The sequence below is a fragment of the Streptomyces sp. NPDC039424 genome, from assembly GCF_055639495.1.
Genome location: NZ_JBVKAI010000010.1, coordinates 154,626 through 174,123 on the forward strand (window position 1 = coordinate 154,626; position 19,498 = coordinate 174,123).

The 19,498-nt window shown below is 69.8% G+C and carries 19 protein-coding genes and 1 tRNA gene; 8 read left to right on the plus strand and 12 right to left on the minus strand.

The features are described from left to right. Positions 1-111 precede the first annotated feature (111 nt). Genes galT through galK form a run of 3 tightly spaced genes read left to right on the plus strand, consistent with a single transcriptional unit; the run spans position 112 to position 3,292 of the window. Positions 112-1,173, plus strand: a complete 1,062-nt coding sequence (gene galT / locus ACZ7L0_RS24895) for a galactose-1-phosphate uridylyltransferase (RefSeq protein WP_471244743.1) — start codon at positions 112-114, stop codon at positions 1,171-1,173. Continuing rightward, positions 1,170-2,138 (plus strand): UDP-glucose 4-epimerase GalE, encoded by a 969-nt coding sequence (galE, locus tag ACZ7L0_RS24900; protein WP_471244744.1) that lies wholly within the window; start codon positions 1,170-1,172, stop codon positions 2,136-2,138. Before galT ends, galE begins: the two co-directional genes overlap by 4 nt. Continuing rightward, positions 2,138-3,292, plus strand: coding sequence for a galactokinase (gene galK / locus ACZ7L0_RS24905; protein WP_471244745.1), 1,155 nt, complete (start codon positions 2,138-2,140; stop codon positions 3,290-3,292). The genes galE and galK overlap by 1 nt, the downstream gene beginning before the upstream one ends. Positions 3,293-3,298: 6 nt before the next feature. On the opposite strand, the gene ACZ7L0_RS24910 is transcribed toward galK, so the two are convergent. Then, a complete protein-coding gene (locus ACZ7L0_RS24910; protein WP_471244859.1) occupies positions 3,299-3,754 on the minus strand; it encodes a GNAT family N-acetyltransferase in 456 nt (151 codons plus the stop codon). 231 nt (positions 3,755-3,985) lie between these two features. Here ACZ7L0_RS24910 and ACZ7L0_RS24915 point away from each other — a divergent pair, with 231 nt between their 5' ends. Beyond that, complete coding sequence (locus ACZ7L0_RS24915) at positions 3,986-4,753, plus strand: LuxR C-terminal-related transcriptional regulator (protein ID WP_471244746.1); 768 nt, start codon at positions 3,986-3,988, stop codon at positions 4,751-4,753. Here the strand turns inward: ACZ7L0_RS24915 and tamR are convergent. Beyond that, positions 4,712-5,209 (minus strand): MarR family transcriptional regulator TamR, encoded by a 498-nt coding sequence (gene tamR / locus ACZ7L0_RS24920; RefSeq protein ID WP_471244747.1) that lies wholly within the window; start codon positions 5,207-5,209, stop codon positions 4,712-4,714. The genes ACZ7L0_RS24915 and tamR overlap by 42 nt on opposite strands. 89 nt (positions 5,210-5,298) lie before the next feature. On the opposite strand from tamR, the gene ACZ7L0_RS24925 reads away from it, so the two are divergent. Then, complete coding sequence (locus ACZ7L0_RS24925; protein WP_471244748.1) at positions 5,299-6,111, plus strand: trans-aconitate 2-methyltransferase; 813 nt, start codon at positions 5,299-5,301, stop codon at positions 6,109-6,111. 23 nt (positions 6,112-6,134) lie between these two features. Here ACZ7L0_RS24925 and ACZ7L0_RS24930 read toward each other — a convergent pair whose 3' ends face one another. Together ACZ7L0_RS24930 and ACZ7L0_RS24935 are read right to left on the minus strand one after the other, a co-directional pair. Beyond that, on the minus strand, positions 6,135-6,812 hold the full coding sequence (locus tag ACZ7L0_RS24930; protein WP_351066525.1) for a TetR/AcrR family transcriptional regulator: 678 nt from the start codon (positions 6,810-6,812) through the stop codon (positions 6,135-6,137). Further along, entirely contained in the window at positions 6,809-7,816 is a 1,008-nt protein-coding gene (locus ACZ7L0_RS24935; protein ID WP_471244749.1) for an acyl-CoA desaturase, read from the minus strand. The genes ACZ7L0_RS24930 and ACZ7L0_RS24935 overlap by 4 nt, the downstream gene beginning before the upstream one ends. A gap of 307 nt (positions 7,817-8,123) precedes the next feature. Between ACZ7L0_RS24935 and ppc the strand changes: the two genes are divergently transcribed. Further along, positions 8,124-10,856, plus strand: coding sequence for a phosphoenolpyruvate carboxylase (gene ppc / locus ACZ7L0_RS24940; RefSeq protein ID WP_471244750.1), 2,733 nt, complete (start codon positions 8,124-8,126; stop codon positions 10,854-10,856). Between the two features lie 60 nt (positions 10,857-10,916). Here ppc and ACZ7L0_RS24945 read toward each other — a convergent pair whose 3' ends face one another. From ACZ7L0_RS24945 to ACZ7L0_RS24970, 6 genes are all read right to left on the minus strand, one after another. Continuing rightward, complete coding sequence (locus ACZ7L0_RS24945) at positions 10,917-11,420, minus strand: hypothetical protein (RefSeq protein ID WP_471244860.1); 504 nt, start codon at positions 11,418-11,420, stop codon at positions 10,917-10,919. Between the two features lie 52 nt (positions 11,421-11,472). Beyond that, entirely contained in the window at positions 11,473-12,075 is a 603-nt protein-coding gene (gene pth / locus ACZ7L0_RS24950) for an aminoacyl-tRNA hydrolase (protein WP_471244751.1), read from the minus strand. 73 nt (positions 12,076-12,148) lie between these two features. Beyond that, entirely contained in the window at positions 12,149-12,742 is a 594-nt protein-coding gene (locus tag ACZ7L0_RS24955; RefSeq protein WP_471244752.1) for a 50S ribosomal protein L25/general stress protein Ctc, read from the minus strand. A 207-nt stretch (positions 12,743-12,949) separates the two neighbouring features. Then, entirely contained in the window at positions 12,950-13,930 is a 981-nt protein-coding gene (locus tag ACZ7L0_RS24960) for a ribose-phosphate diphosphokinase (protein ID WP_471244753.1), read from the minus strand. An 87-nt stretch (positions 13,931-14,017) separates the two neighbouring features. After that, positions 14,018-15,466, minus strand: coding sequence for a bifunctional UDP-N-acetylglucosamine diphosphorylase/glucosamine-1-phosphate N-acetyltransferase GlmU (glmU, locus tag ACZ7L0_RS24965; protein ID WP_471244754.1), 1,449 nt, complete (start codon positions 15,464-15,466; stop codon positions 14,018-14,020). A gap of 115 nt (positions 15,467-15,581) precedes the next feature. Then, a tRNA-Gln gene (locus ACZ7L0_RS24970) sits at positions 15,582-15,654 on the minus strand. Positions 15,655-15,895: 241 nt separating this feature from the next. Here ACZ7L0_RS24970 and ACZ7L0_RS24975 point away from each other — a divergent pair. Next, a complete protein-coding gene (locus tag ACZ7L0_RS24975) occupies positions 15,896-17,179 on the plus strand; it encodes a sensor histidine kinase (RefSeq protein WP_471244755.1) in 1,284 nt (427 codons plus the stop codon). 5 nt (positions 17,180-17,184) lie between these two features. Here ACZ7L0_RS24975 and ACZ7L0_RS24980 read toward each other — a convergent pair whose 3' ends face one another. Both ACZ7L0_RS24980 and ACZ7L0_RS24985 read right to left on the minus strand, forming a co-directional pair. Beyond that, on the minus strand, positions 17,185-17,679 hold the full coding sequence (locus ACZ7L0_RS24980) for an SUKH-3 domain-containing protein (protein WP_471244756.1): 495 nt from the start codon (positions 17,677-17,679) through the stop codon (positions 17,185-17,187). A 71-nt stretch (positions 17,680-17,750) separates the two neighbouring features. After that, a complete protein-coding gene (locus ACZ7L0_RS24985; RefSeq protein WP_471244757.1) occupies positions 17,751-18,269 on the minus strand; it encodes a YwqJ-related putative deaminase in 519 nt (172 codons plus the stop codon). A 236-nt stretch (positions 18,270-18,505) separates the two neighbouring features. Between ACZ7L0_RS24985 and ACZ7L0_RS24990 the strand changes: the two genes are divergently transcribed. Next, the gene (locus ACZ7L0_RS24990; RefSeq protein ID WP_471244861.1) at positions 18,506-19,495 is read left to right on the plus strand and encodes an SMI1/KNR4 family protein; all 990 of its coding nucleotides are present in this window, start codon (positions 18,506-18,508) and stop codon (positions 19,493-19,495) included. Positions 19,496-19,498 lie beyond the last annotated feature (3 nt).

Here is a 19,498-nt window from a genome sequence, read left to right on the forward strand (position 1 = left end):
CCTTGCTTGGTGTTCTTTGTTTGATTGTGATGGTGACTGTCGTGGGGGTTTGTGCTTTGATGTGTGCGGTTCTGTTTGGTGCCTTGCTGGGTGGACGGATGGAGAGTCGCGGTGAAGAAGACCTCGACCCGGTTGGCCGACGGTCGTGAGCTCATCTACTACGACCTGAAGGACGACGCGGTGCGCGACGCGGTGGACCGGCGCCCGCTGGAGCGCACGGTCACCACTTCGGAGGTACGACACGACCCGCTGCTCGGCGATGCGGTGGCCATCGCCTCGCACCGGCAGGGCCGCACCTACCACCCGCCCGCCGACGAATGCCCCCTGTGCCCCTCGCAGGGAGACCGTCTGAGCGAGATCCCGGACTCGTCGTACGACGTCGTCGTCTTCGAGAACCGTTTCCCCTCGCTGGCCGGCGACTCGGGCCGCTGCGAGGTCGTGTGCTTCACGTCCGACCACAACGCCTCCTTCGCCGGGCTGACCGAGGAGCAGGTCCGGCTGGTCCTGGAAGCGTGGACCGACCGGACCTCGGAGCTGTCGCATCTCCCCGCCGTCGAGCAGGTGTTCTGCTTCGAGAACCGGGGGGCCGAGATCGGGGTGACGCTCCAGCATCCGCACGGGCAGATCTACGCGTACCCGTTCACCACACCGCGCACCGCGCTGATGCTGCGTTCGCTGGCGGCCCACAAGGACGCCACCGGCGGGGAGAACCTGTTCGACGCCGTCCTGGAGCGCGAAACCGCCGATGAGCGTGTCGTCCTTGAGGGTGAACACTGGGTGGCCTTCGTGCCGTACTCCGCGCACTGGCCCTACGAGGTCCACCTGTATCCCAAGCGCCGCGTCCCCGATCTGCTCGCCCTGGACGAGGCGGCGCGCTCAGAGTTTCCCCAGGTTTATCTGGAACTCTTGAGGCGCTTCGACCGGATCTTCGGTGAGGGTGAGCCTCCGACGCCGTACATCGCCGCCTGGCACCAGGCGCCGTTCGGCCAGCTGGAGGACTTCGAAGGCGTGACGCGGGACGACTTCGCGCTCCACCTCGAGCTTTTCACCATCCGCCGCACCTCCGGCAAGCTGAAGTTTCTCGCGGGTTCCGAGTCCGGCATGAACGTGTTCATCAACGACGTGCCGCCGGAGCGCGCGGCCGAGCGACTGCGAGAGGTAGCGAGTTCATGAGCGGCAAGTATCTGGTGACCGGCGGCGCGGGCTACGTCGGCAGCGTGGTCGCCCGGCATCTGCTGGAGGCCGGCCACGAGGTCACCGTCCTCGACAACCTCTCCACCGGTTTCCGCGAGGGCGTGCCCTCCGGCGCCGCGTTCGTCGAGGGCGACATCCGCGACGCGGGCAAGTGGCTCGACCCCTCCTACGACGGCGTCCTGCACTTCGCCGCGTTCTCCCAGGTCGGCGAGTCGGTCGTGAAGCCCGAGAAGTACTGGGACAACAACGTCGGCGGCACCATGGCCCTGCTCGGCGCGATGCGCGAGGCCGGCGTGCGCAAGCTGGTCTTCTCCTCCACGGCCGCCACGTACGGCGAGCCGGAGCAGATCCCGATCGTCGAGACCGCGCCGACGAAGCCCACCAACCCCTACGGCGCCTCCAAGCTCGCCGTCGACCACATGATCACCGGCGAGGCGGCGGCCCACGGCCTCGGTGCCGTGTCGCTGCGGTACTTCAACGTGGCGGGCGCCTACGGCGCCCACGGCGAGCGCCACGACCCCGAGTCGCACCTGATCCCGCTGATCCTCCAGGTCGCACAGGGCCGCCGGGAGGCCATCTCGGTCTTCGGCGACGACTACCCGACGCCGGACGGCACCTGCGTCCGCGACTACATCCACGTCGCCGACCTCGCCGACGCCCACCTGCTCGCACTCGGGGCCGCGATCCCCGGCGAGCACCTGATCTGCAACCTCGGCAACGGCGAGGGCTTCTCCGTCCGCGAGGTCATCGAGACCGTCCGCAAGGTCACCGGCCACCCGATCCCCGAGGTCGTGGCGCCCCGCCGGGGCGGCGACCCGGCCGTCCTGGTCGCCTCCGCCGAGACCGCCCGCGAACGCCTCGGCTGGCAGCCGTCCCGCGCGGACCTCGCCGGTATCGTCGCGGACGCGTGGGAGTTCGCCCAGCACATCGCAAGGGAGCAGTAGTGGGGGCACAGCAGGTCCGCCAGGACTTCGTCGAGCTGTACGGGGCCGAGCCGGAGGGCGTCTGGTCGGCGCCGGGCCGGGTCAACCTGATCGGCGAGCACACCGACTACAACGACGGTTTCGTCATGCCGTTCGCGCTGCCCCACGTGGCGACGGCGGCGGTCTCGCGCCGTACGGACGGCGTGCTGCGCCTGCACTCGGCGGACATCGAGGGCGGGGTCGTGGAACTCTCCCTGGACGCGCTGGCGCCGCAGAGCGACCGCGAGTGGACGGCGTACCCGGCGGGCGTGGTCTGGGCGCTGCGCGAGGCCGGGCACCCGGTCACCGGCGCCGACGTCCACCTCGCCTCCACCGTCCCGACCGGCGCGGGCCTGTCCTCCTCGGCGGCCCTGGAGGTCGTGGTCGCCCTCGCCCTGAACGACCTGTACGAGCTCGGGCTGCAGCGCTGGCAGCTGGCCCGCCTGTGCCAGCGCGCGGAGAACGTCTACGTCGGCGCGCCCACCGGCATCATGGACCAGACGGCGTCCGCGTGCTGCGAGGAGGGCCACGCCCTCTTCCTCGACACCCGCGACCTCTCCCAGCACCAGATCCCCTTCGACCTGGCCGCGGAGGGCATGCGCCTGCTGGTCGTCGACACCCAGGTCAAGCACGCCCACAGCGGCGGCGAGTACGGCAAGCGGCGGGCCGGCTGCGAGAAGGGCGCGGCGCTGCTGGGCGTGGACGCGCTGCGGGACATCCCCTACGACGAGCTGGACCAGGCCCTCGATCGGCTGGGCGACGAGGAGGAGGTGCGCCGTCTGGTGCGCCACGTCGTCACCGAGGACCAGCGCGTCGAGCGGGTGGTGGCCCTGCTCCGGGCGGGCGAGACGCGGGCGATCGGCCCGGTGCTGACGGAGGGGCACGCCTCCCTGCGGGACGACTTCCGGATCTCCTGTTCCGAGCTGGACCTGGTGGTCGACACCGCGCTGGCGTCCGGCGCGCTGGGCGCCCGGATGACCGGCGGCGGCTTCGGCGGTTCGGCGATCGTGCTGGCCCAGGCCGCCGACGTCGACACGATCGGCAAGGCCGTCGAGGAGGCCTTCGCCGTGGCGGGCTTCACGGCTCCCCGGGTGTTCGAGGCGGTGCCGGCGGCGGGGGCGCGGCGGGTCGGCTGAGCCGGCTCAGCGAAGCGTCTTCGTCAGTGTGTACTCCGTGATCCCCGGCGGGTAGCCGGGGATCACGCCCACCACCTCGTAGCCCTGCTTCCGGTAGAACTCCGGCGCCTGGAAGTCCCAGGTCTCCAGGCGGGCGCTGCGGCAGGCGCGGTCGGTGCGGGCGATGCGCTCGGCCTCGGCGAGGAGGCGGGAGCCCAGCCCCGAGCCGCGGTGGCGGGCGTCGACCCACAGGTGGGACACGTGCAGCCAGGTCGCCCAGGTGTGCCCGACCAGTCCGCCCGCGAGATCCCCCGTCCCGCCCGAGGCCCAGACGTGCAGCGGACGCTGGTGTTCGCCGGGCGTGCCGCGCAGCGCGGCGAGGACGGGTGACGCGGCCGTGTCGCTGTCCCGCAGACGGGAGCGGAGCAGATCACGTCGGGCCTTGTCGACTTCCGCCTCAATACGAAACATGCGCCACACCATAAACGCGCCGGACGGCCAGTTCTGCAAATAGCCTTCCGCTGCCCGCCCCGGTCCGTACCCTGATGTGCAGCGCCGGTGGGGGCCGGTGCTGATCAGGGGGCGAGACACGCGGGTACGACACCCGCGGTGGGGGTAGCAGTGTCCGCACGGCGGCGGCCGTGCGGTTCGTGTTCCGTCAGCCGTGGGGTCGTACCCGCAAGGTCGTCGTTCTCCGGACCAGTGGGGGTTTCAGTGGTTCGCATCCGAGTCCTGGTCGTCGACGACCACCGCATCTTCGCCGAGTCGCTCGCCGCCGCACTGGCCGCCGAGCCCGACGTGGACGTCTCCGCGGCCGGCAGCGGCCCGGCCGCGCTGCGCTGCCTGGAGCGGGCGGCCGGCGAGGGCCGCCGGTACGACGTGCTGCTCGTCGACGCCGACCTGGGCGGCCGGCTGCCCGGCGGGCGCCCGGCCGTGCCGGTGCCGGAGGTCGGCGAGGACGGGCTGGTCGACGGGCTCTCGCTGGTCGCGGGCGTGCGGACGGCACAGCCGGGGGTACGGACCGTGGTCCTCGCCGAGAAGGACGACCCGCGCCGGGCCGCGCTCGCGCTGCAGGCCGGCGCCTCGGGGTGGGTCGCCAAGGAGTGCTCGCTGTCCCGGCTGCTGAACGTGATCCGGGGTGTCCTGCGCGACGAGACCCATCTGCCGCCCGCCCTGCTCACCGGGGTACTGCGGGAGCTGACCGCCGCGCGCAAGCACCGCACCGAGAGCGAGCGGCTGGTGGAGTCCCTCACCCCGCGCGAGCGGGAGGTACTGCGCTGCATGGTCGCCGGCCTCGGCCGCAAGGCGGTCGCCGAACGCCTGTTCCTCTCCCCGCACACCGTCCGCACCCACATGCAGAACGTCCTCGGCAAACTGGGCGTCCACTCCACCCTCGCCGCCGTCGCCCTCGCGCGACGGGCCGGGGTGGGGCCGGTGGATCTAGCCGGGGATGTTGTCGAACGGGGCGGTCAGCTGGCGTAGCAGGGCCGCCAGTTCGCTGCGCTGGGCTCGGGAGAGCTCGGCGAGGATCGCCCGTTCCTGGTCCAGCAGGCCCGCCAGGGCCTGGTCGGCGCGGTCCTGGCCCTCGTCCGTCAGCCGGACCAGTACGCCCCGCCGGTCGCTGGGGTCGGGCAGCCGCTCCACCAGGCCCTTTTTCGCCAGCCGGTCGATGCGGTTGGTCATGGTGCCCGAGGTGACCAGGGTCTGGGTCAGCAACTGTCCCGGCGAGAGCTGGTACGGCGTTCCCGCGCGCCGGAGCGCGGTCAGCACGTCGAACTCCCAGGGCTCCAGCTGGTGCTCGGCGAAGGCCAGCCGGCGCGCCCGGTCCAGGTGCCGGGCCAGTCTGCTCACCCGGCTGAGCACCTCGAGCGGTTCCACGTCGAGGTCCGGGCGCTCCCGGCGCCACGCAGCGACCAGCCGATCGACCTCGTCCTCCATGACGATCAGTGTAGTGGTTGTGTCGACATGAAGTCTCTTGACATGAAGCCTCTTGACATCAAGATATATCGCAGGAAAGGTATGGGTACATGACCACTCCTGCCTGGGACCCCGACCAGTACCTCCGGCACGCCGGCCACCGCGCCCGCCCCTTCACCGACCTCCTCGCCCGGGTCCTCGACCTCCCCGGCGACCCGCCCCGCATCGCCGACCTCGGCTGCGGCCCCGGCAACGTCACCGCGGTGATCGCCGACCGCTGGCCCACCGCGCACATCACCGGGTACGACAACTCGCGCGCCATGCTCGACAAGGCCGACGTCGAGCACGGCGGCCCCACCCCGGGCGGCGGCAGCCTCGACTTCACCTACGCCGACCTGCGCACCTGGGCGCCCACCCGGACGTACGACCTGATCGTCTCCAACGCCGCCCTGCAGTGGGTCCCGGGCCATCTGGACGCCCTGGCGGCCTGGCTCGACGGCCTCGCCCCCGGCGGCACCTTCGCCTTCCAGATCCCGAACAACATCGACGCGCCCCTGCACGCCCTGATGCGCGAACTCGCCGCCACCCCGCGCTGGAAGTCCCGCCTCGCCGACGTCCTGCGCCACGAGGACTCCGTGCACGCCCCCGGCGTCTACCTCGACCGGCTGGCCCGGCTCGGCTGCGCGACCGACGTGTGGGAGACGACGTACCACCACGTCCTCACCGGCGAGGATCCCGTCCTCGACTGGGTCAAGGGCACCGGCCTGCGCCCCGCCCTCACCGCCCTGGCCGACGACCCCGAGGCCAGCGACGCCTTCGTGGCCGAGTACCGCGACCTCCTCCGGCAGGCCTACCCGAGCGCCGAGTACGGCACCGTCCTGCCCTTCCGCCGTCTGTTCACGGTGGCCCGGAAGGGGCGCTAGAGCGCTAGGCCTCTTCGTGAGGGTCAGCTCTTGCGGTGCCCGATCAACCGCGGCTTCGGCTCCAGCCCGTCCAGGCCGTGCCAGGCCAGATTCACCAGATGCGCGGCGACCTCGGCCTTCTTCGGGCGGCGTACGTCCAGCCACCACTGGCCGGTCAGGGCGACCATGCCGACCAGGGCCTGCGCGTACAGCGGGGCGAGCTTGGGGTCGAAGCCGCGGGACTTGAACTCGCGGCCCAGGATGTCCTCCACCTGGGTGGCGATGTCGGAGATCAGGGAGGCGAAGGAGCCCGTGGACTGGGGGATGGGGGAGTCGCGGACCAGGATGCGGAAGCCGTCCGTGTACTCCTCGATGTAGTCGAGGAGCGCGAAGGCGGCCTGTTCGCACAGCTCACGCGGGTGCCCCGCGGTGAGGGAGCTGGTCACCATGTCCAGCAGGCGCCGCATCTCGCGGTCCACCACCACCGCGTACAGCCCCTCCTTGCCGCCGAAGTGCTCGTACACCACCGGCTTGGAGACCCCGGCCTTCGCCGCGATCTCCTCCACCGACGTGCCCTCGAAACCTTTCGCCGCGAAGAGCGTGCGACCGATCTCCAGCAGCTGCTGGCGGCGCTCGGCACCGGTCATCCGGGTGCGACGCGCACGCCGCGGCTTGTCATTGCTCGGGGTGCTGCTGGAGTCGGTCGCCACGGCGTCAATCATGCCGCCTCGGGCGTCTCCTTCCGGCGCCGAGAGCCGTCTTCCCCGGTGTTACGGCGCGAATCGATACGCGAGCGTGACGGCCAGCGCACGTCGTACGCCCACCCGAGCAGCTCGAACCAGCGGATGAAACGCGCCGAGGAGTCCACCTGGCCGCGCATCACACCGTGCCGCGCCGAGGTCGGGTCGGCGTGGTGCAGGTTGTGCCAGGACTCGCCGCAGGACAGCACCGCCAGCCACCACACGTTCCCCGAGCGGTCGCGGGACTTGAACGGGCGCTTGCCGACCGCGTGACAGATCGAGTTGATCGACCACGTCACATGGTGCAGCAGAGCCACCCGTACGAGTGAGCCCCAGAAGAACCCGGTGAACGCGCCCCACCAGGACATCGTGACCAGCCCGCCGATCACCGCCGGCAGGGCCAGCGACAACATCGTCCACAGCACGAACTGCCGCGAGATCGCCCGGATCGCCGGATCCTTGATCAGATCCGGCGCGTACTTGTCCTGCGGCGTCTGCTCCTCGTCGAACATCCAGCCGATGTGCGCCCACCACAGGCCCTTCATCAGCGCCGGAAGCGTCTCCCCGAACCGCCACGGAGAGTGCGGGTCCCCCTCGGCGTCGGAGAACTTGTGGTGCTTGCGGTGATCGGCCACCCAGCGCACCAGGGGCCCCTCGACCGCCAGCGAACCCATGATCGCCAAGGCGATCCGCAAGGGCCGCCTGGCCTTGAACGAACCATGCGTGAAGTACCGGTGGAAACCGATCGTGATGCCGTGGCAGCCCAGGAAGTAGAAGAACACCAGCAGACCGAGGTCCAGCCAGCTCACACCCCAGCCCCACGCCAGCGGCACCGCCGCGAGCAGGGCCAGGAACGGCACGGTGATGAAGAGGAGCAGCGTGATCTGCTCGATCGAACGCTTCTGCTCGCCGCCCAGCGTGGCGGAGGGGATCGGGGGGTCGGTCGACTGCGAGGCGTCTTCCATCACATCGGAAGTTGAGGTCATGCGCGTCCCCTGTGGGGTCGAGGGTCGAGACAGCTGCCGGGGGGAGGAACCGAGTGAGACCGAGCGGCACTTTCCTACGGTCCCGTAACCTACGGCGTCGTAAGTATGTCAGCGTGCAGTCCGGCGGCAAGAGCCCGACGGCCTGCGCGTCCGTGTGGACACCTATCCTTGATGTCGGTCGGACAGCGCGGTCCGCTCTGTTTTCTTCCCGGATGTCCGGCCCGTATGCGGCGCCCGCCGCGCGGCAGACGGCCCAGACGACGGGTCCCCTCCCAGACGAGCTTCAACACTGCAAGGAGCCGCACCTGTGAGCAGTGCCGACGACCAGACCACCACGACCAGCAGCGAGCTGCGCGCCGACATCCGGCGACTGGGTGACCTACTCGGCGAGACCCTTGTCCGCCAAGAGGGCCCCGAGCTGCTCGAGCTCGTCGAGAGGGTCCGCCACCTGACCCGCGAGGACGGCGAAGCCGCCGCCGAGCTGCTGCGCGGCACCGAACTTCAGACCGCGGCCAAGCTGGTCCGCGCCTTCTCCACCTACTTCCACCTCGCCAACGTCACCGAACAGGTGCACCGCGGCCGCGAGCTGCGCGCCCGGCGCGCCGCCGAGGGCGGCCTCCTCGCCCGCACCGCCGACCGCCTCAAGGACGCCGACCCCGAACACGTGCGGGAGTCGGTCGCCCACCTGAACGTTCGCCCGGTGTTCACCGCACACCCCACCGAGGCCGCACGCCGGTCGGTCCTCAACAAGCTCCGGCGCGTCGCCGCGCTCCTGGAAACCCCTGTCATCGAGTCCGACCGACGCCGCCACGACACCCGGCTGGCCGAGAACATCGACCTCGTCTGGCAGACCGACGAACTGCGCGTCGTACGCCCCGAACCGGCCGACGAGGCCCGCAACGCCATCTACTACCTCGACGAACTCCACGCCGGCGCCGTCGGCGACGTCCTGGAAGACCTCACCGCCGAACTGGAACGGGTCGGAGTCAAGCTCCCCGACGACACCCGGCCCCTCACCTTCGGCACCTGGATCGGCGGCGACCGCGACGGCAACCCCAACGTCACCCCGCAGGTGACCTGGGACGTCCTCATCCTCCAGCACGAACACGGCATCAACGACGCCCTGGAGACCGTCGACGAACTCCGCGGCCTGCTCTCCAACTCCATCCGCTACACCGGCGCCACCGAGGACCTCCTGGAATCCCTCCAGACCGACCTCGAACTCCTGCCCGAGATCAGCCCGCGCTACAAGCGCCTCAACGCCGAGGAGCCCTACCGGCTCAAGGCCACCTGCATCCGGCAGAAGCTCGCCAACACCAAGCAGCGCCTCGCCAAGGGCACCCCCCACCAGCCCGGCCGCGACTACCTCGGCACCGCCGAGCTCCTCCACGACCTGCGGATCATCCAGACCTCACTGCGCGCACACCGCGGCGGCCTCTTCGCCGACGGCCGCCTCGCCCGCACGATCCGCACCCTCGCCGCCTTCGGCCTCCAGCTCGCCACCATGGACGTACGCGAACACGCCGACGCCCACCACCACGCCCTCGGTCAGCTCTTCGACCGCCTCGGCGAGGAATCCTGGCGCTACGCCGACATGCCCCGCGACTACCGCACCAAGCTCCTCGCCAAGGAGCTCAGGTCCAGAAGGCCCCTGGCCCCCACCCCGGCACCCGTCGACGCGGCCGGACAGAAGACCCTCGGCGTCTTCCAGACCATCAAGAAGGCCCTGGAAGTCTTCGGCCCCGAGGTCATCGAGTCCTACATCATCTCCATGTGCCAGGGCGCCGACGACGTCTTCGCCGCCGCCGTCCTCGCCCGCGAGGCCGGCCTCCTCGACCTCCACGCGGGCTGGGCCAAGATCGGCATCGTCCCCCTCCTGGAGACCACCGACGAGCTCAAGGCCGCCGACACCATCCTCGAGGACATGCTCTCCGACCCCTCCTACCGACGCCTCGTCGCCCTGCGCGGAGACGTCCAGGAGGTCATGCTCGGCTACAGCGACTCCTCCAAGTTCGGCGGCATCACCACCAGCCAGTGGGAGATCCACCGAGCCCAGCGCCGCCTGCGCGACGTCGCCCACCGCTACGGCGTCCGGCTCCGCCTCTTCCACGGCCGCGGCGGCACCGTCGGCCGCGGCGGCGGCCCCTCCCACGACGCCATCCTCGCCCAGCCCTGGGGCACCCTGGAAGGCGAGATCAAGGTCACCGAACAGGGCGAGGTCATCTCCGACAAGTACCTGATCCCCTCCCTGGCCAGGGAGAACCTGGAACTGACGGTCGCGGCCACCCTCCAGGCCTCCGCCCTGCACACCGCCCCCCGCCAGTCCGACGAAGCCCTCGCCCGCTGGGACGCCGCCATGGACGTGGTCAGCGACGCCGCCCACGCGGCCTACCGTGCCCTGGTCGAGGACCCCGATCTGCCGACGTACTTCCTCGCGTCGACGCCGGTGGACCAGCTCGCCGACCTGCACCTGGGCTCCCGGCCCTCCCGTCGCCCCGGCTCCGGCGTCTCGCTCGACGGACTGCGCGCCATCCCGTGGGTGTTCGGCTGGACCCAGTCCCGGCAGATCGTCCCCGGCTGGTTCGGCGTCGGCTCCGGCCTCAAGGCCCTGCGCGAAGCCGGCCTCGACACCGTGCTCGAAGAAATGCGCGAACAGTGGCACTTCTTCCGCAACTTCATCTCCAACGTCGAGATGACCCTCGCGAAGACCGACCTGCGCATCGCCCAGCACTACGTGGACACCCTCGTCCCCGACGAGCTCAAGCACGTCTTCGACACCATCAAGGCCGAACACGAACTGACCGTCGCCGAAGTCCTGAAGATCACCGGCGAGAAGGAACTGCTCGACGCCACCCCGGTCCTCAAGCAGACCTTCGCCATCCGCGACGCCTACCTCGACCCCATCTCCTACCTCCAGGTCACCCTCCTCAAGCGCCAGCGCGACGCCGCCGCCGCCGGCGAACAGCCCGACCCGCTGCTCTCCCGCGCCCTGCTGCTCACCGTCAACGGCGTGGCGGCGGGCCTGCGCAACACCGGCTGACCCACACAGAAAAGTGCCCCCGGGATCGACACGAACCCGGGGGCACTCCCATGCTCCACCTCAGACAGTCACGAAAGCCGCCGTGAGCAGCGCCACCCCCGACCCCGCCAGCACCCACGCCACCCGCGTCAGCCGCAGACCACCCGCCACCACCACAGACGCCAGCAACAACGCACCCGCGAGCGGCACCCACGCATAGAGGATCCCCGCCGGCCCCGAACGCACCACCTCGTCCGAACCCGGCTTCACCACCACCGAGTACGTCCCGCCCTCGCGCACCGCCACCGACTGGGCGATCACCACCCGGTTCCGGGCCCTCGACCCCTGCGACACCGGCGCGTACGACCCCGTACACCCGTCGTCACCGCACTCCGTCACCCGGACCGTGCCGCTCTCCCGGCCCTTCGTCAGCATCACGTGCTGCGCCGTACCCCAGGACGCCCACACCCCCGCGATCAGGATCAGCGCCGCGACCGTACCCATCGCCGCGACCCGCCCGAACCGGAGGGCGGCATACGAGGCCTGGCGGGAACGGGCGGCTGTGGCAGGCATGGCCGGGATCATTGGCCATACCCCCACGACCGGTCAACTCCAGCGGGCTCCGGCGGGCGACAAGTCAGGAGTTGTACGTGCTTTGCGCCCGCTCCAGCCCCTCGATCACCAGACACTCCACCGCGTCCGCCGCCCGGTCCACGAAGTAGTCCAGCTCCTTGCGCTCCGCCGACGAGAAGTCCTTCAACACGAAGTCCGCCACCTGCATCCGCCCCGGAGGCCGCCCGATCCCGAACCGCACCCGGTGATAGTCCGCCCCCATCGCCTTCGTCATCGACTTCAGACCGTTGTGCCCGTTGTCCCCGCCCCCCAGCTTCAGCCGCAGCATCCCGTAATCGATGTCCAACTCGTCATGCACCGCCACGACATTCGCGAGCGGCACCTTGTAGAAGTCCCGCAACGCGTTCACCGGACCACCCGACAGATTCATGTACGACATCGGCTTCGCCAGAATCACCCGGCGGTTCCCCGGCCCCGGCGGCCCGATCCGCCCCTCCACGACCTGCGCCTGCGCCTTGCCCGCCCGCTTGAACCTCCCCCCGATCCGCCCGGCCAGCAGATCGGCCACCATGAAGCCCACGTTGTGCCGGTTCATCGCGTACTCGGGCCCCGGATTGCCGAGCCCCACCACGAGCCAGGGGCCACCTGCGGGAGTGGTCACGTCCATCTCTCCTTGATACGCGCCAGCCGCTGTCCCCCACGGGAACAGCGGCTGACGAAACGATGATGAGAAACGAGGATCAGGCCTCGGCGACCTCTTCGCCCTCGGTCTCGCCCTCGGTGGTCTCCTCCGCCTGCGCGGCCAGCACCTGCAGGACGACCGTGTCCTCCTCGACGGCCAGCTTGGTGCCGGACGGGAGCGGAATGTCCTTGGCCAGGATGGAGGCGCCGGCCGCCAGACCCTCGACGGACACCGTGACGGACTCCGGGATGTGCGTGGCCTCGGCCTCGACCGGCAGCGCGTTCAGGACGTGCTCCAGCAGGTTGCCACCCGGGGCCAGCTCGCCCTCGGTGTGGACGTAGATCTCCACCGTGACCTTCTCGCCACGCTTGACCAGCTGCAGGTCCACGTGCTCCAGGAAGCCCTTGATCGGGTCACGCTGCACGGACTTCGGGATCGCCAGCTCGTTGGTCTTGCCGTCGATGTCCAGGGAGATCAGGACGTTCGGCGTACGCAGCGCCAGCAGCAGGTCGTGACCCGGAAGGGTCAGGTGCAGCGGGTCGGAACCGTGCCCGTACAGCACACCGGGAACCTTGTTGTCACGGCGGATACGACGGGCCGCACCCTTGCCGAACTCGCTGCGCGTCTCGGCGGTGATCTTCACCTCGGACATGTTCACTCCTCGTAGAACTAGGAAACGGACGTGGTCACCCGGCCACGAACGGCCTGCTACGAAGAGCGCGTCGATAACGGACAGCCGCACATCCGCCGAAACGGACACGGCCTCCCTCGCCGAGCAACTGCAGCAGTCTACTCGGCGAGGGAGGCCGCGGAAAAATTGACCTTGAGCGCCCTACGGGCGCGGGCCATCAAGCAGGGATCACTGCTCGTCGAACAGGCTCGTCACCGAACCGTCCTCGAACACCTCGCGCACCGCACTCGCGATCGTCGGCGCGATCGACAGCACCGTGATCTTGTCCAGCTCCCGGTTCAGCTCACCCGGAGTCGGCAGCGTGTTCGTGAACACGAACTCACTCACCCGCGAGTTCTTCAGCCGGTCCGCCGCCGGACCCGACAGCACACCGTGCGTCGCCGTCACGATCACATCCTCCGCACCGTGCGCGAACAGCGCGTCGGCAGCGGCGCAGATCGTGCCACCCGTGTCGATCATGTCGTCGACCAGGACACACACCCGGCCCTTGACCTCACCCACGACCTCGTGGACGGTCACCTGGTTCGCCACGTCCTTGTCACGCCGCTTGTGCACGATGGCAAGAGGCGCGCCCAGCCGGTCGCACCAGCGGTCCGCCACCCGCACCCGCCCGGCGTCCGGCGAGACGACCGTCAGCTTGTCCCGGTCCACCTTCGCACCCACGTAGTCCGCGAGCAGCGGAAGAGCGAAGAGATGATCGACGGGCCCGTCGAAGAAGCCCTGGATCTGATCCGTGTGCAGATCCACCGTCAGGATGCGGTCCGCGCCCGCCGTCTTCATCATGTCCGCGATCAGACGCGCCGAGATCGGCTCACGCCCACGGTGCTTCTTGTCCTGCCGCGCATAACCGTAGAACGGCACGATGACGGTGATCGAACGAGCCGACGCACGCTTCAACGCGTCGATCATGATCAACTGCTCCATGATCCACTTGTTGATCGGAGCCGTGTGGCTCTGGATCAGGAAACAGTCCGCACCACGCGCCGACTCCTGATAACGCACATAGATCTCGCCGTTCGCGAAGTCGAAGGCCTTCGTCGGGACGACCCCGACACCCAACTGCTGGGCGACCTCCTCGGCAAGCTCGGGGTGGGCGCGGCCGGAGAAGAACATCAACTTCTTCTCGCCGGTCGTCTTGATCCCGGTCACAGCACTGTCTCCTCAGAGGTGTCTCAGCTGGTGGCGTGCGGGTGTGCACTTATCACGGTACGCCGTGTTTGACGCACTCGATTCCGGTCAGTCTTCGCCCGAGCCCCCGCCGGAAGCCGCCTCGGCCGCCTTCGCCGCCGCGCTCCCCGGACGCTTACGAGCCACCCAACCCTCGATATTCCGCTGCTGACCACGGGCCACGGCCAGCGAACCGGGCGGCACATCCTTCGTGATCACGGACCCCGCGGCGGTGTACGCACCGTCCCCGACCGTGACAGGAGCCACAAACATGTTGTCCGAACCCGTACGGCAGTGAGAGCCCACGGTCGTGTGGTGCTTCTCCTGACCGTCGTAGTTCACGAACACACTCGCCGCACCGATGTTGGTGAACTCACCGATCGTCGCGTCACCGACATACGAGAGATGCGGGACCTTGGTCCCCTCCCCGATGGACGCGTTCTTCGTCTCCACGTAGGTGCCGATCTTGCCCTTCGCGCCGAGACGGGTGCCGGGGCGCAGGTAGGCGTACGGGCCGACACTCGCCTGCGGCCCGATACGGGCGCCGTCCGAGACCGTGTTGTCCACCCGGGCCCCCGCGCCCACCTGCGTGTCCCTCAGTCGGCTGTTCGGACCCACCTCCGCGCCCTCACCGAGGTGGGTGGAACCGTGGAGCTGCGTACCCGGATGCACGACCGCGTCCTGCTCGAAGGTGACGGTGACGTCGACCCAGGTGCTCGCCGGGTCGACGATCGTCACCCCGGCCAGCATCGCGCTCTCCAGCAGACGGTCGTTGAGAATGCGACGCGCCTCCGCGAGCTGCACACGGTTGTTGATCCCGGCGATCTCCCGGTGATCACCCGCGACGGAGGCCCCGACCCGGTGCCCCGCCTCACGGAGGATCCCGAGCACATCGGTCAGGTACTCCTCGCCCTGACTGTTGTCCGTCCGCACCTTCTTCAGAGCGTCCGCGAGGAGCTGCCCGTCGAACGCGAACACCCCCGAGTTGATCTCACGGATGCCCCGCTGGGCCTCGGTCGCGTCCTTGTGCTCGACGATCGCGGTGACGGCACCGGTGGCCTCGTCGCGGACGATGCGGCCGTATCCGGTCGCGTCCGGGACCTCGGCCGTCAGCACGGTGACCGCGTTGCCGTCGGCGTGATGCGTCCCGGCGAGCTGCTTCAGGGTCGCCCCGGTGAGCAGGGGAGTGTCCCCGCACACCACGACCACGGTCCCGTCGCCCCCGCCGCCCAGCTCCTCCAGACCCATCCGTACGGCGTGTCCGGTGCCCTTCTGCTGCGCCTGCACCGCGGTGCGGACGTCCGGGTCGATCTCGCCCAGGTGCGCGGTGACCTGCTCCCGGGCGTGGCCCACGACGACGACCAGGTTCTGCGGGTCCAACTCGCGTGCGGCGGCCAGCACATGACCGACCAGGGAACGGCCGCAGATGTCGTGCAGGACCTTCGGAGTGGCCGACTTCATACGGGTGCCCTCACCCGCTGCGAGAACGACGACGGCTGCCGGGCGAATGGCGCTCACGGAGTTGCCCTTCGGCTCTGATGGGTGGGGTGACATCCGCAGGATACCGGGGCGTTTCTTGGGGGACACGAGAGTGGGCCCTGACAGTGCTGTCAGGGCCCGAACTGAGTATGTGCTCCCCCGCCAGGACTCGAACCCGGACAGATGGCACCAAAAGCCACAGTGCTTACCAATTACACCACGGGGGATCAAGCTTAACTAAACCAGACATTCAGTCAGGTCGTTGAGCGACGCCTCCTACTATGCCGTACAGGGCGCCCTCCAGGAACACCGTCCAGCCGGAATGCCCGGTTCCGGCCTCGAACGGGCGTGGTTCAGCAGTTCGAGGGATACCGGACGGTTTCACTGTTATTCGATTACGGAGTGTGGTGTAGGCCAGTCCGCGAAACTCACCGGAAAAGCGGCACCTGCCGACCGTAGGCTGGACGCATGACCACGACGGGGGAAGAGGACGCCAGGGCCCTGACCGGCCCATGGTGGTGGGCCAGGTGGCGCAGCGCGGTGCTCGACGGGGGTCTCGCGCTGGTGTCGGCTGTGGAGTGTGGGGCGGAGGGGATCCCGTTCGCCCGGGATGCGGGGATCCCGCTGGCGGTCGGGATCGTGTTCGGGTTGATCGCCGGGTCCGTGTTGTTGCTCCGTCGTAAGTGGCCGATCGCGGTCGTGCTGGTGGCGATCGCGATCACGCCGGCCCAGATGGGCTTTCTGATGGGGATCGTGGGCCTGTACACGCTGGCGGCGTGTGAGCTGCCGCGCCGGATTCTGGTGGCGTTGGCGGGGATGTCCCTGGTGGGGACGATGATCGTGACGTTCGTGCGGGTGCGGCAGGACATGGCTCGGGGTGATTTGACCCTGGGTGACTGGTTCGTTCCGTTCGCTGCCATCACGACGTCTCTCGGGCTGACGGCGCCGCCGATCCTCATGGGGCTGTATGTCGGTGCGCGGCGCCGGCTCATGGAGAGTCTCAGAGAGCGGGCCGACAGTCTGGAGCGGGAGCTTCAGTTGCTGGCGGAGCGGGCGGAGGAGCGGGCCGAGTGGGCGCGGGGTGAGGAGCGGACGCGGATCGCCCGGGAGATGCATGACGTCGTCGCGCATCGCGTCAGTCTGATGGTCGTGCACGCAGCCGCGCTCCAGGCGGTCGCGCGGAAGGACCCCGACAAGGCGGTGAAGAACGCGGCGCTGGTGGGGGACATGGGGCGTCAGGCGCTGACGGAGTTGCGGGAGATGCTGGGGGTGTTGCGGTCGGGCGCGCCGGTGCCGGTGGCGTCGGTGAGCGTGGTCGCCGCTGCGCGGTTGGTGGAGGAGGAGGCGGGGGCGGAGGGTCCGTGCCTGTCGGAGCTGGATGAGTTGATCGGGCAGTCGGCCGCCGCGGGGATGGTGGTGGATCTGTCGGTCGAGGGCGATGTGCGGGACTACGCGCCGGAGGTGGAGCAGACGGCGTACCGGGTGGTGCAGGAGGCCCTCACCAACGTCCACAAGCACGCGGCGGGTGCGAAGACGCATGTGCGGCTGGCGCATCGGGTGTCGGAGATCGCGATGCAGGTGGAGAACGGGCCGCCGCCGGAGCCGGGGTCGGCGTCGGCGGCGCGGTTGCCTTCGGGGGGTAACGGTCTGCTGGGTATGCGGGAGCGGGTGGCGGCGCTGGGTGGTGTGTTCGTGTCGGGGCCGACGGACGCGGGGGGTTTCCGGGTGTCGGCGGTGATTCCGGCGGCGTAGCGGGGTCAGACCGCGGTGAGCCGTACCGGTTCTATGCCCGCGACGAGTGCGGTGAGGGCGTGGTCGATGTCGGGGCCGAGGTACCAGTCGCCGGTGTGGTCGAGGGCGTAGACGCGGCCGGTGGCGTCGATGGCGAGGAGGGAGTGGGTGTCGCTTTCCTCGCCGAGGGGGCAGACGTCGGTGTCGAGGGCGCGGCCGAGGTCGCCGAGGGTGCGGGCGAGGTGGAGGCCGTGCAGAGGGTCGAGGTGCAGGGTGGCGGGGGCGACCTGGCGGCCGGGGCCGGTGGGGGTGATGTGCAGGCCGCCGAATTCCGCCCAGGCCTCGACGGCGGCGGGAAAGACGGTGTGGCGGTGTCCGGCGGGTGAGGTGTGGTCGCGGAGGGCGTCGGCCCAGTATTCGGCCTGCTTTATGTCCCAGCGTCCGGGTTGCCAGCCGGCGGCGCGCAGGGCGGCGTCGACGGGTACGGCGAAGCGTGTGGTGGAGGAGCGGTCGGTGTGCATCTGCCCTTCGTTCGTCGTGCCTGTGCGGGGTGCTGTGGCGGTGGGGGCCGGTCGTCGGCTCGGTCGGCGGCTCAGTCGGCGGCCGTGGCGGGGTCGACGATGCGGACGCCGAAGTGGGCGCTGAGGGCGGTGCAGGCGCGGCAGGGGGTGGCGAAGCTGCCGTGGAGGGGGTCGCCGTCCTCGCGTATACGGCGGGCGGTGAGTTTGGCCTGTTTGAGGGCTTTGCGGGCTTCGCCGTTGGTCATGGGCTTGCGGGCGGCGCGTCTGCTGCGGGCGGCGTCGGCGGCGGCGAGTTGGCGGGAGATGAGGATGGTTTCGGCGCAGCGGCCGGTGAAGCGGTCGCGTTGGGCGCTGCTGAGGGTGTCGAGGAAGTCCTGGACGAGGGGGTGCAGGGGCGGGGGCTGATCGCCGCGGGCGGCGGTGCCGGTGAGGGTGGTGCCGCGGACGGAGAGGGCGGCGGCGACGGTGGGCAGGATGCCGTCGCGGCGGTGCAGGAGGGTGGGGGTGTGGAGTGTTTCGGTGCTGCTCCAGCCGATGCGGGGGTCGCCGGCCCGCATGTTTCCACCGCCTCCGGCCTGCATGGTGTTCATGGTCATCTTCCCTCCCGGGCTTCACCCGAAGGACACAGAGTGCCAAATGCCGTGGCTGGTGGGGAAGCTGGGGCGGCGCGACACGCCCGGGTTTGGGCTGGCTGTCACGGCGGGGTGACGGCTGGTCACGGAAGTGGAGGCCCGGTGACCGGGGTCGATGTACCGCATAGGCTGTCGGCGTCCGCGATCGAACACCGCCGTACAGGCCAGAGATGACGCCGCAGGGGGCTACCGCCATGACGACAGGTCGGCTCGGGCAGCAAGCCGCGCCGCCGAATGCGGCCTATGCCGGGCAGGTCGTGCATTTCCCGGATCCGGTCCGGGCGGCACGTCACCCGAGAGGGGTACGTGTTGACGAGGGCGGGTACCCCGATTTCTCGTCCTATGCGCGTGCGGCGGCTGAGGTCGCCGATCCGCCCGAGGGTTTCGGTGTCGATGAGTTGCGGCTGACGGACTATGTGTCGGCGAACGCGGCGTTGGCGGCGTCGGGGCACGAGCTGTGGGACACGGTGCCGGATGTGGCGACGCCGCATGGGTGGACGTGGCATCACGTGGTGGGTTCGCGGCGGCTGGAGCTGGTTCCGGTCGAGGTGAAGGCGTTGCTGCGGCATCACGGTGGGGTGGCGACGGCTCGGGTGGATCAGGGGAAGCGGGGGACGCGGCCGTTGCAGGAGACGCGTCCGGCGCATTTCGGGTTGCCCAAGTCGGGTGTGGCGGTGACGGAGCAGCAGGTGCAGGGGGTCGAGGAGGACCTGGGGTACCGGCTGCCGGGCGCGTACCGGTCTTTTCTGAAGGCGGCCGGCGGGTGTGCGCCGGTGGGTACGGCGTTGGACGCGGAGTTGGGCTTGCTGGTGGACCAGCCGTTCTTCACGGTGCGGGACGAGGCGGCGGTCAATGACCTGGTGTATGTGAACAAGTGTCTGCGTGACCATCTGACGAAGGATTACCTGGGGGTGTCCTTCGTGCAGGGTGGGTTGCTGGCGGTGAAGGTGCGCGGCGAGCGGGCCGGTTCGGTGTGGTTCTGCGCGTACGACGATGTGCGGGACGTGGATCCGGGGTGGTCGCCGGCCGAGCGGGTGGAGCGGTTGCTGTTGCCGTGCGGTGATGACTTCGATGCCTTCCTGTCGCGGCTGGCGGGCAGTCCGCCGGAGCTGGAGACGGTGGCGAACCTGATGGTGGACGGCGGTTTCGCGCGTGCCGTTCCGGTTTCTTCCGTGGGGGAGTGAGCT

What these genes read in the sequence shown, in the direction of transcription:
- galE (WP_471244744.1), top strand. Translation starts at nt 1,170, where the DNA reads ATGAGCGGCAAGTATCTGGTGACCGGCGGCGCGGGCTACGTCGGCAGC.
- ACZ7L0_RS24910 (WP_471244859.1), bottom strand. Translation starts at nt 3,754, where the DNA reads ATGGTGTGGCGCATGTTTCGTATTGAGGCGGAAGTCGACAAGGCCCGA.
- tamR (WP_471244747.1), bottom strand. Translation starts at nt 5,209, where the DNA reads ATGGAGGACGAGGTCGATCGGCTGGTCGCTGCGTGGCGCCGGGAGCGC.
- ACZ7L0_RS24925 (WP_471244748.1), top strand. Translation starts at nt 5,299, where the DNA reads ATGACCACTCCTGCCTGGGACCCCGACCAGTACCTCCGGCACGCCGGC.
- ACZ7L0_RS24930 (WP_351066525.1), bottom strand. Translation starts at nt 6,812, where the DNA reads ATGATTGACGCCGTGGCGACCGACTCCAGCAGCACCCCGAGCAATGAC.
- ACZ7L0_RS24935 (WP_471244749.1), bottom strand. Translation starts at nt 7,816, where the DNA reads ATGACCTCAACTTCCGATGTGATGGAAGACGCCTCGCAGTCGACCGAC.
- ACZ7L0_RS24945 (WP_471244860.1), bottom strand. Translation starts at nt 11,420, where the DNA reads ATGATCCCGGCCATGCCTGCCACAGCCGCCCGTTCCCGCCAGGCCTCG.
- pth (WP_471244751.1), bottom strand. Translation starts at nt 12,075, where the DNA reads ATGGACGTGACCACTCCCGCAGGTGGCCCCTGGCTCGTGGTGGGGCTC.
- ACZ7L0_RS24955 (WP_471244752.1), bottom strand. Translation starts at nt 12,742, where the DNA reads ATGTCCGAGGTGAAGATCACCGCCGAGACGCGCAGCGAGTTCGGCAAG.
- ACZ7L0_RS24975 (WP_471244755.1), top strand. Translation starts at nt 15,896, where the DNA reads ATGACCACGACGGGGGAAGAGGACGCCAGGGCCCTGACCGGCCCATGG.
- ACZ7L0_RS24980 (WP_471244756.1), bottom strand. Translation starts at nt 17,679, where the DNA reads ATGCACACCGACCGCTCCTCCACCACACGCTTCGCCGTACCCGTCGAC.
- ACZ7L0_RS24985 (WP_471244757.1), bottom strand. Translation starts at nt 18,269, where the DNA reads ATGAACACCATGCAGGCCGGAGGCGGTGGAAACATGCGGGCCGGCGAC.
- ACZ7L0_RS24990 (WP_471244861.1), top strand. Translation starts at nt 18,506, where the DNA reads ATGACGACAGGTCGGCTCGGGCAGCAAGCCGCGCCGCCGAATGCGGCC.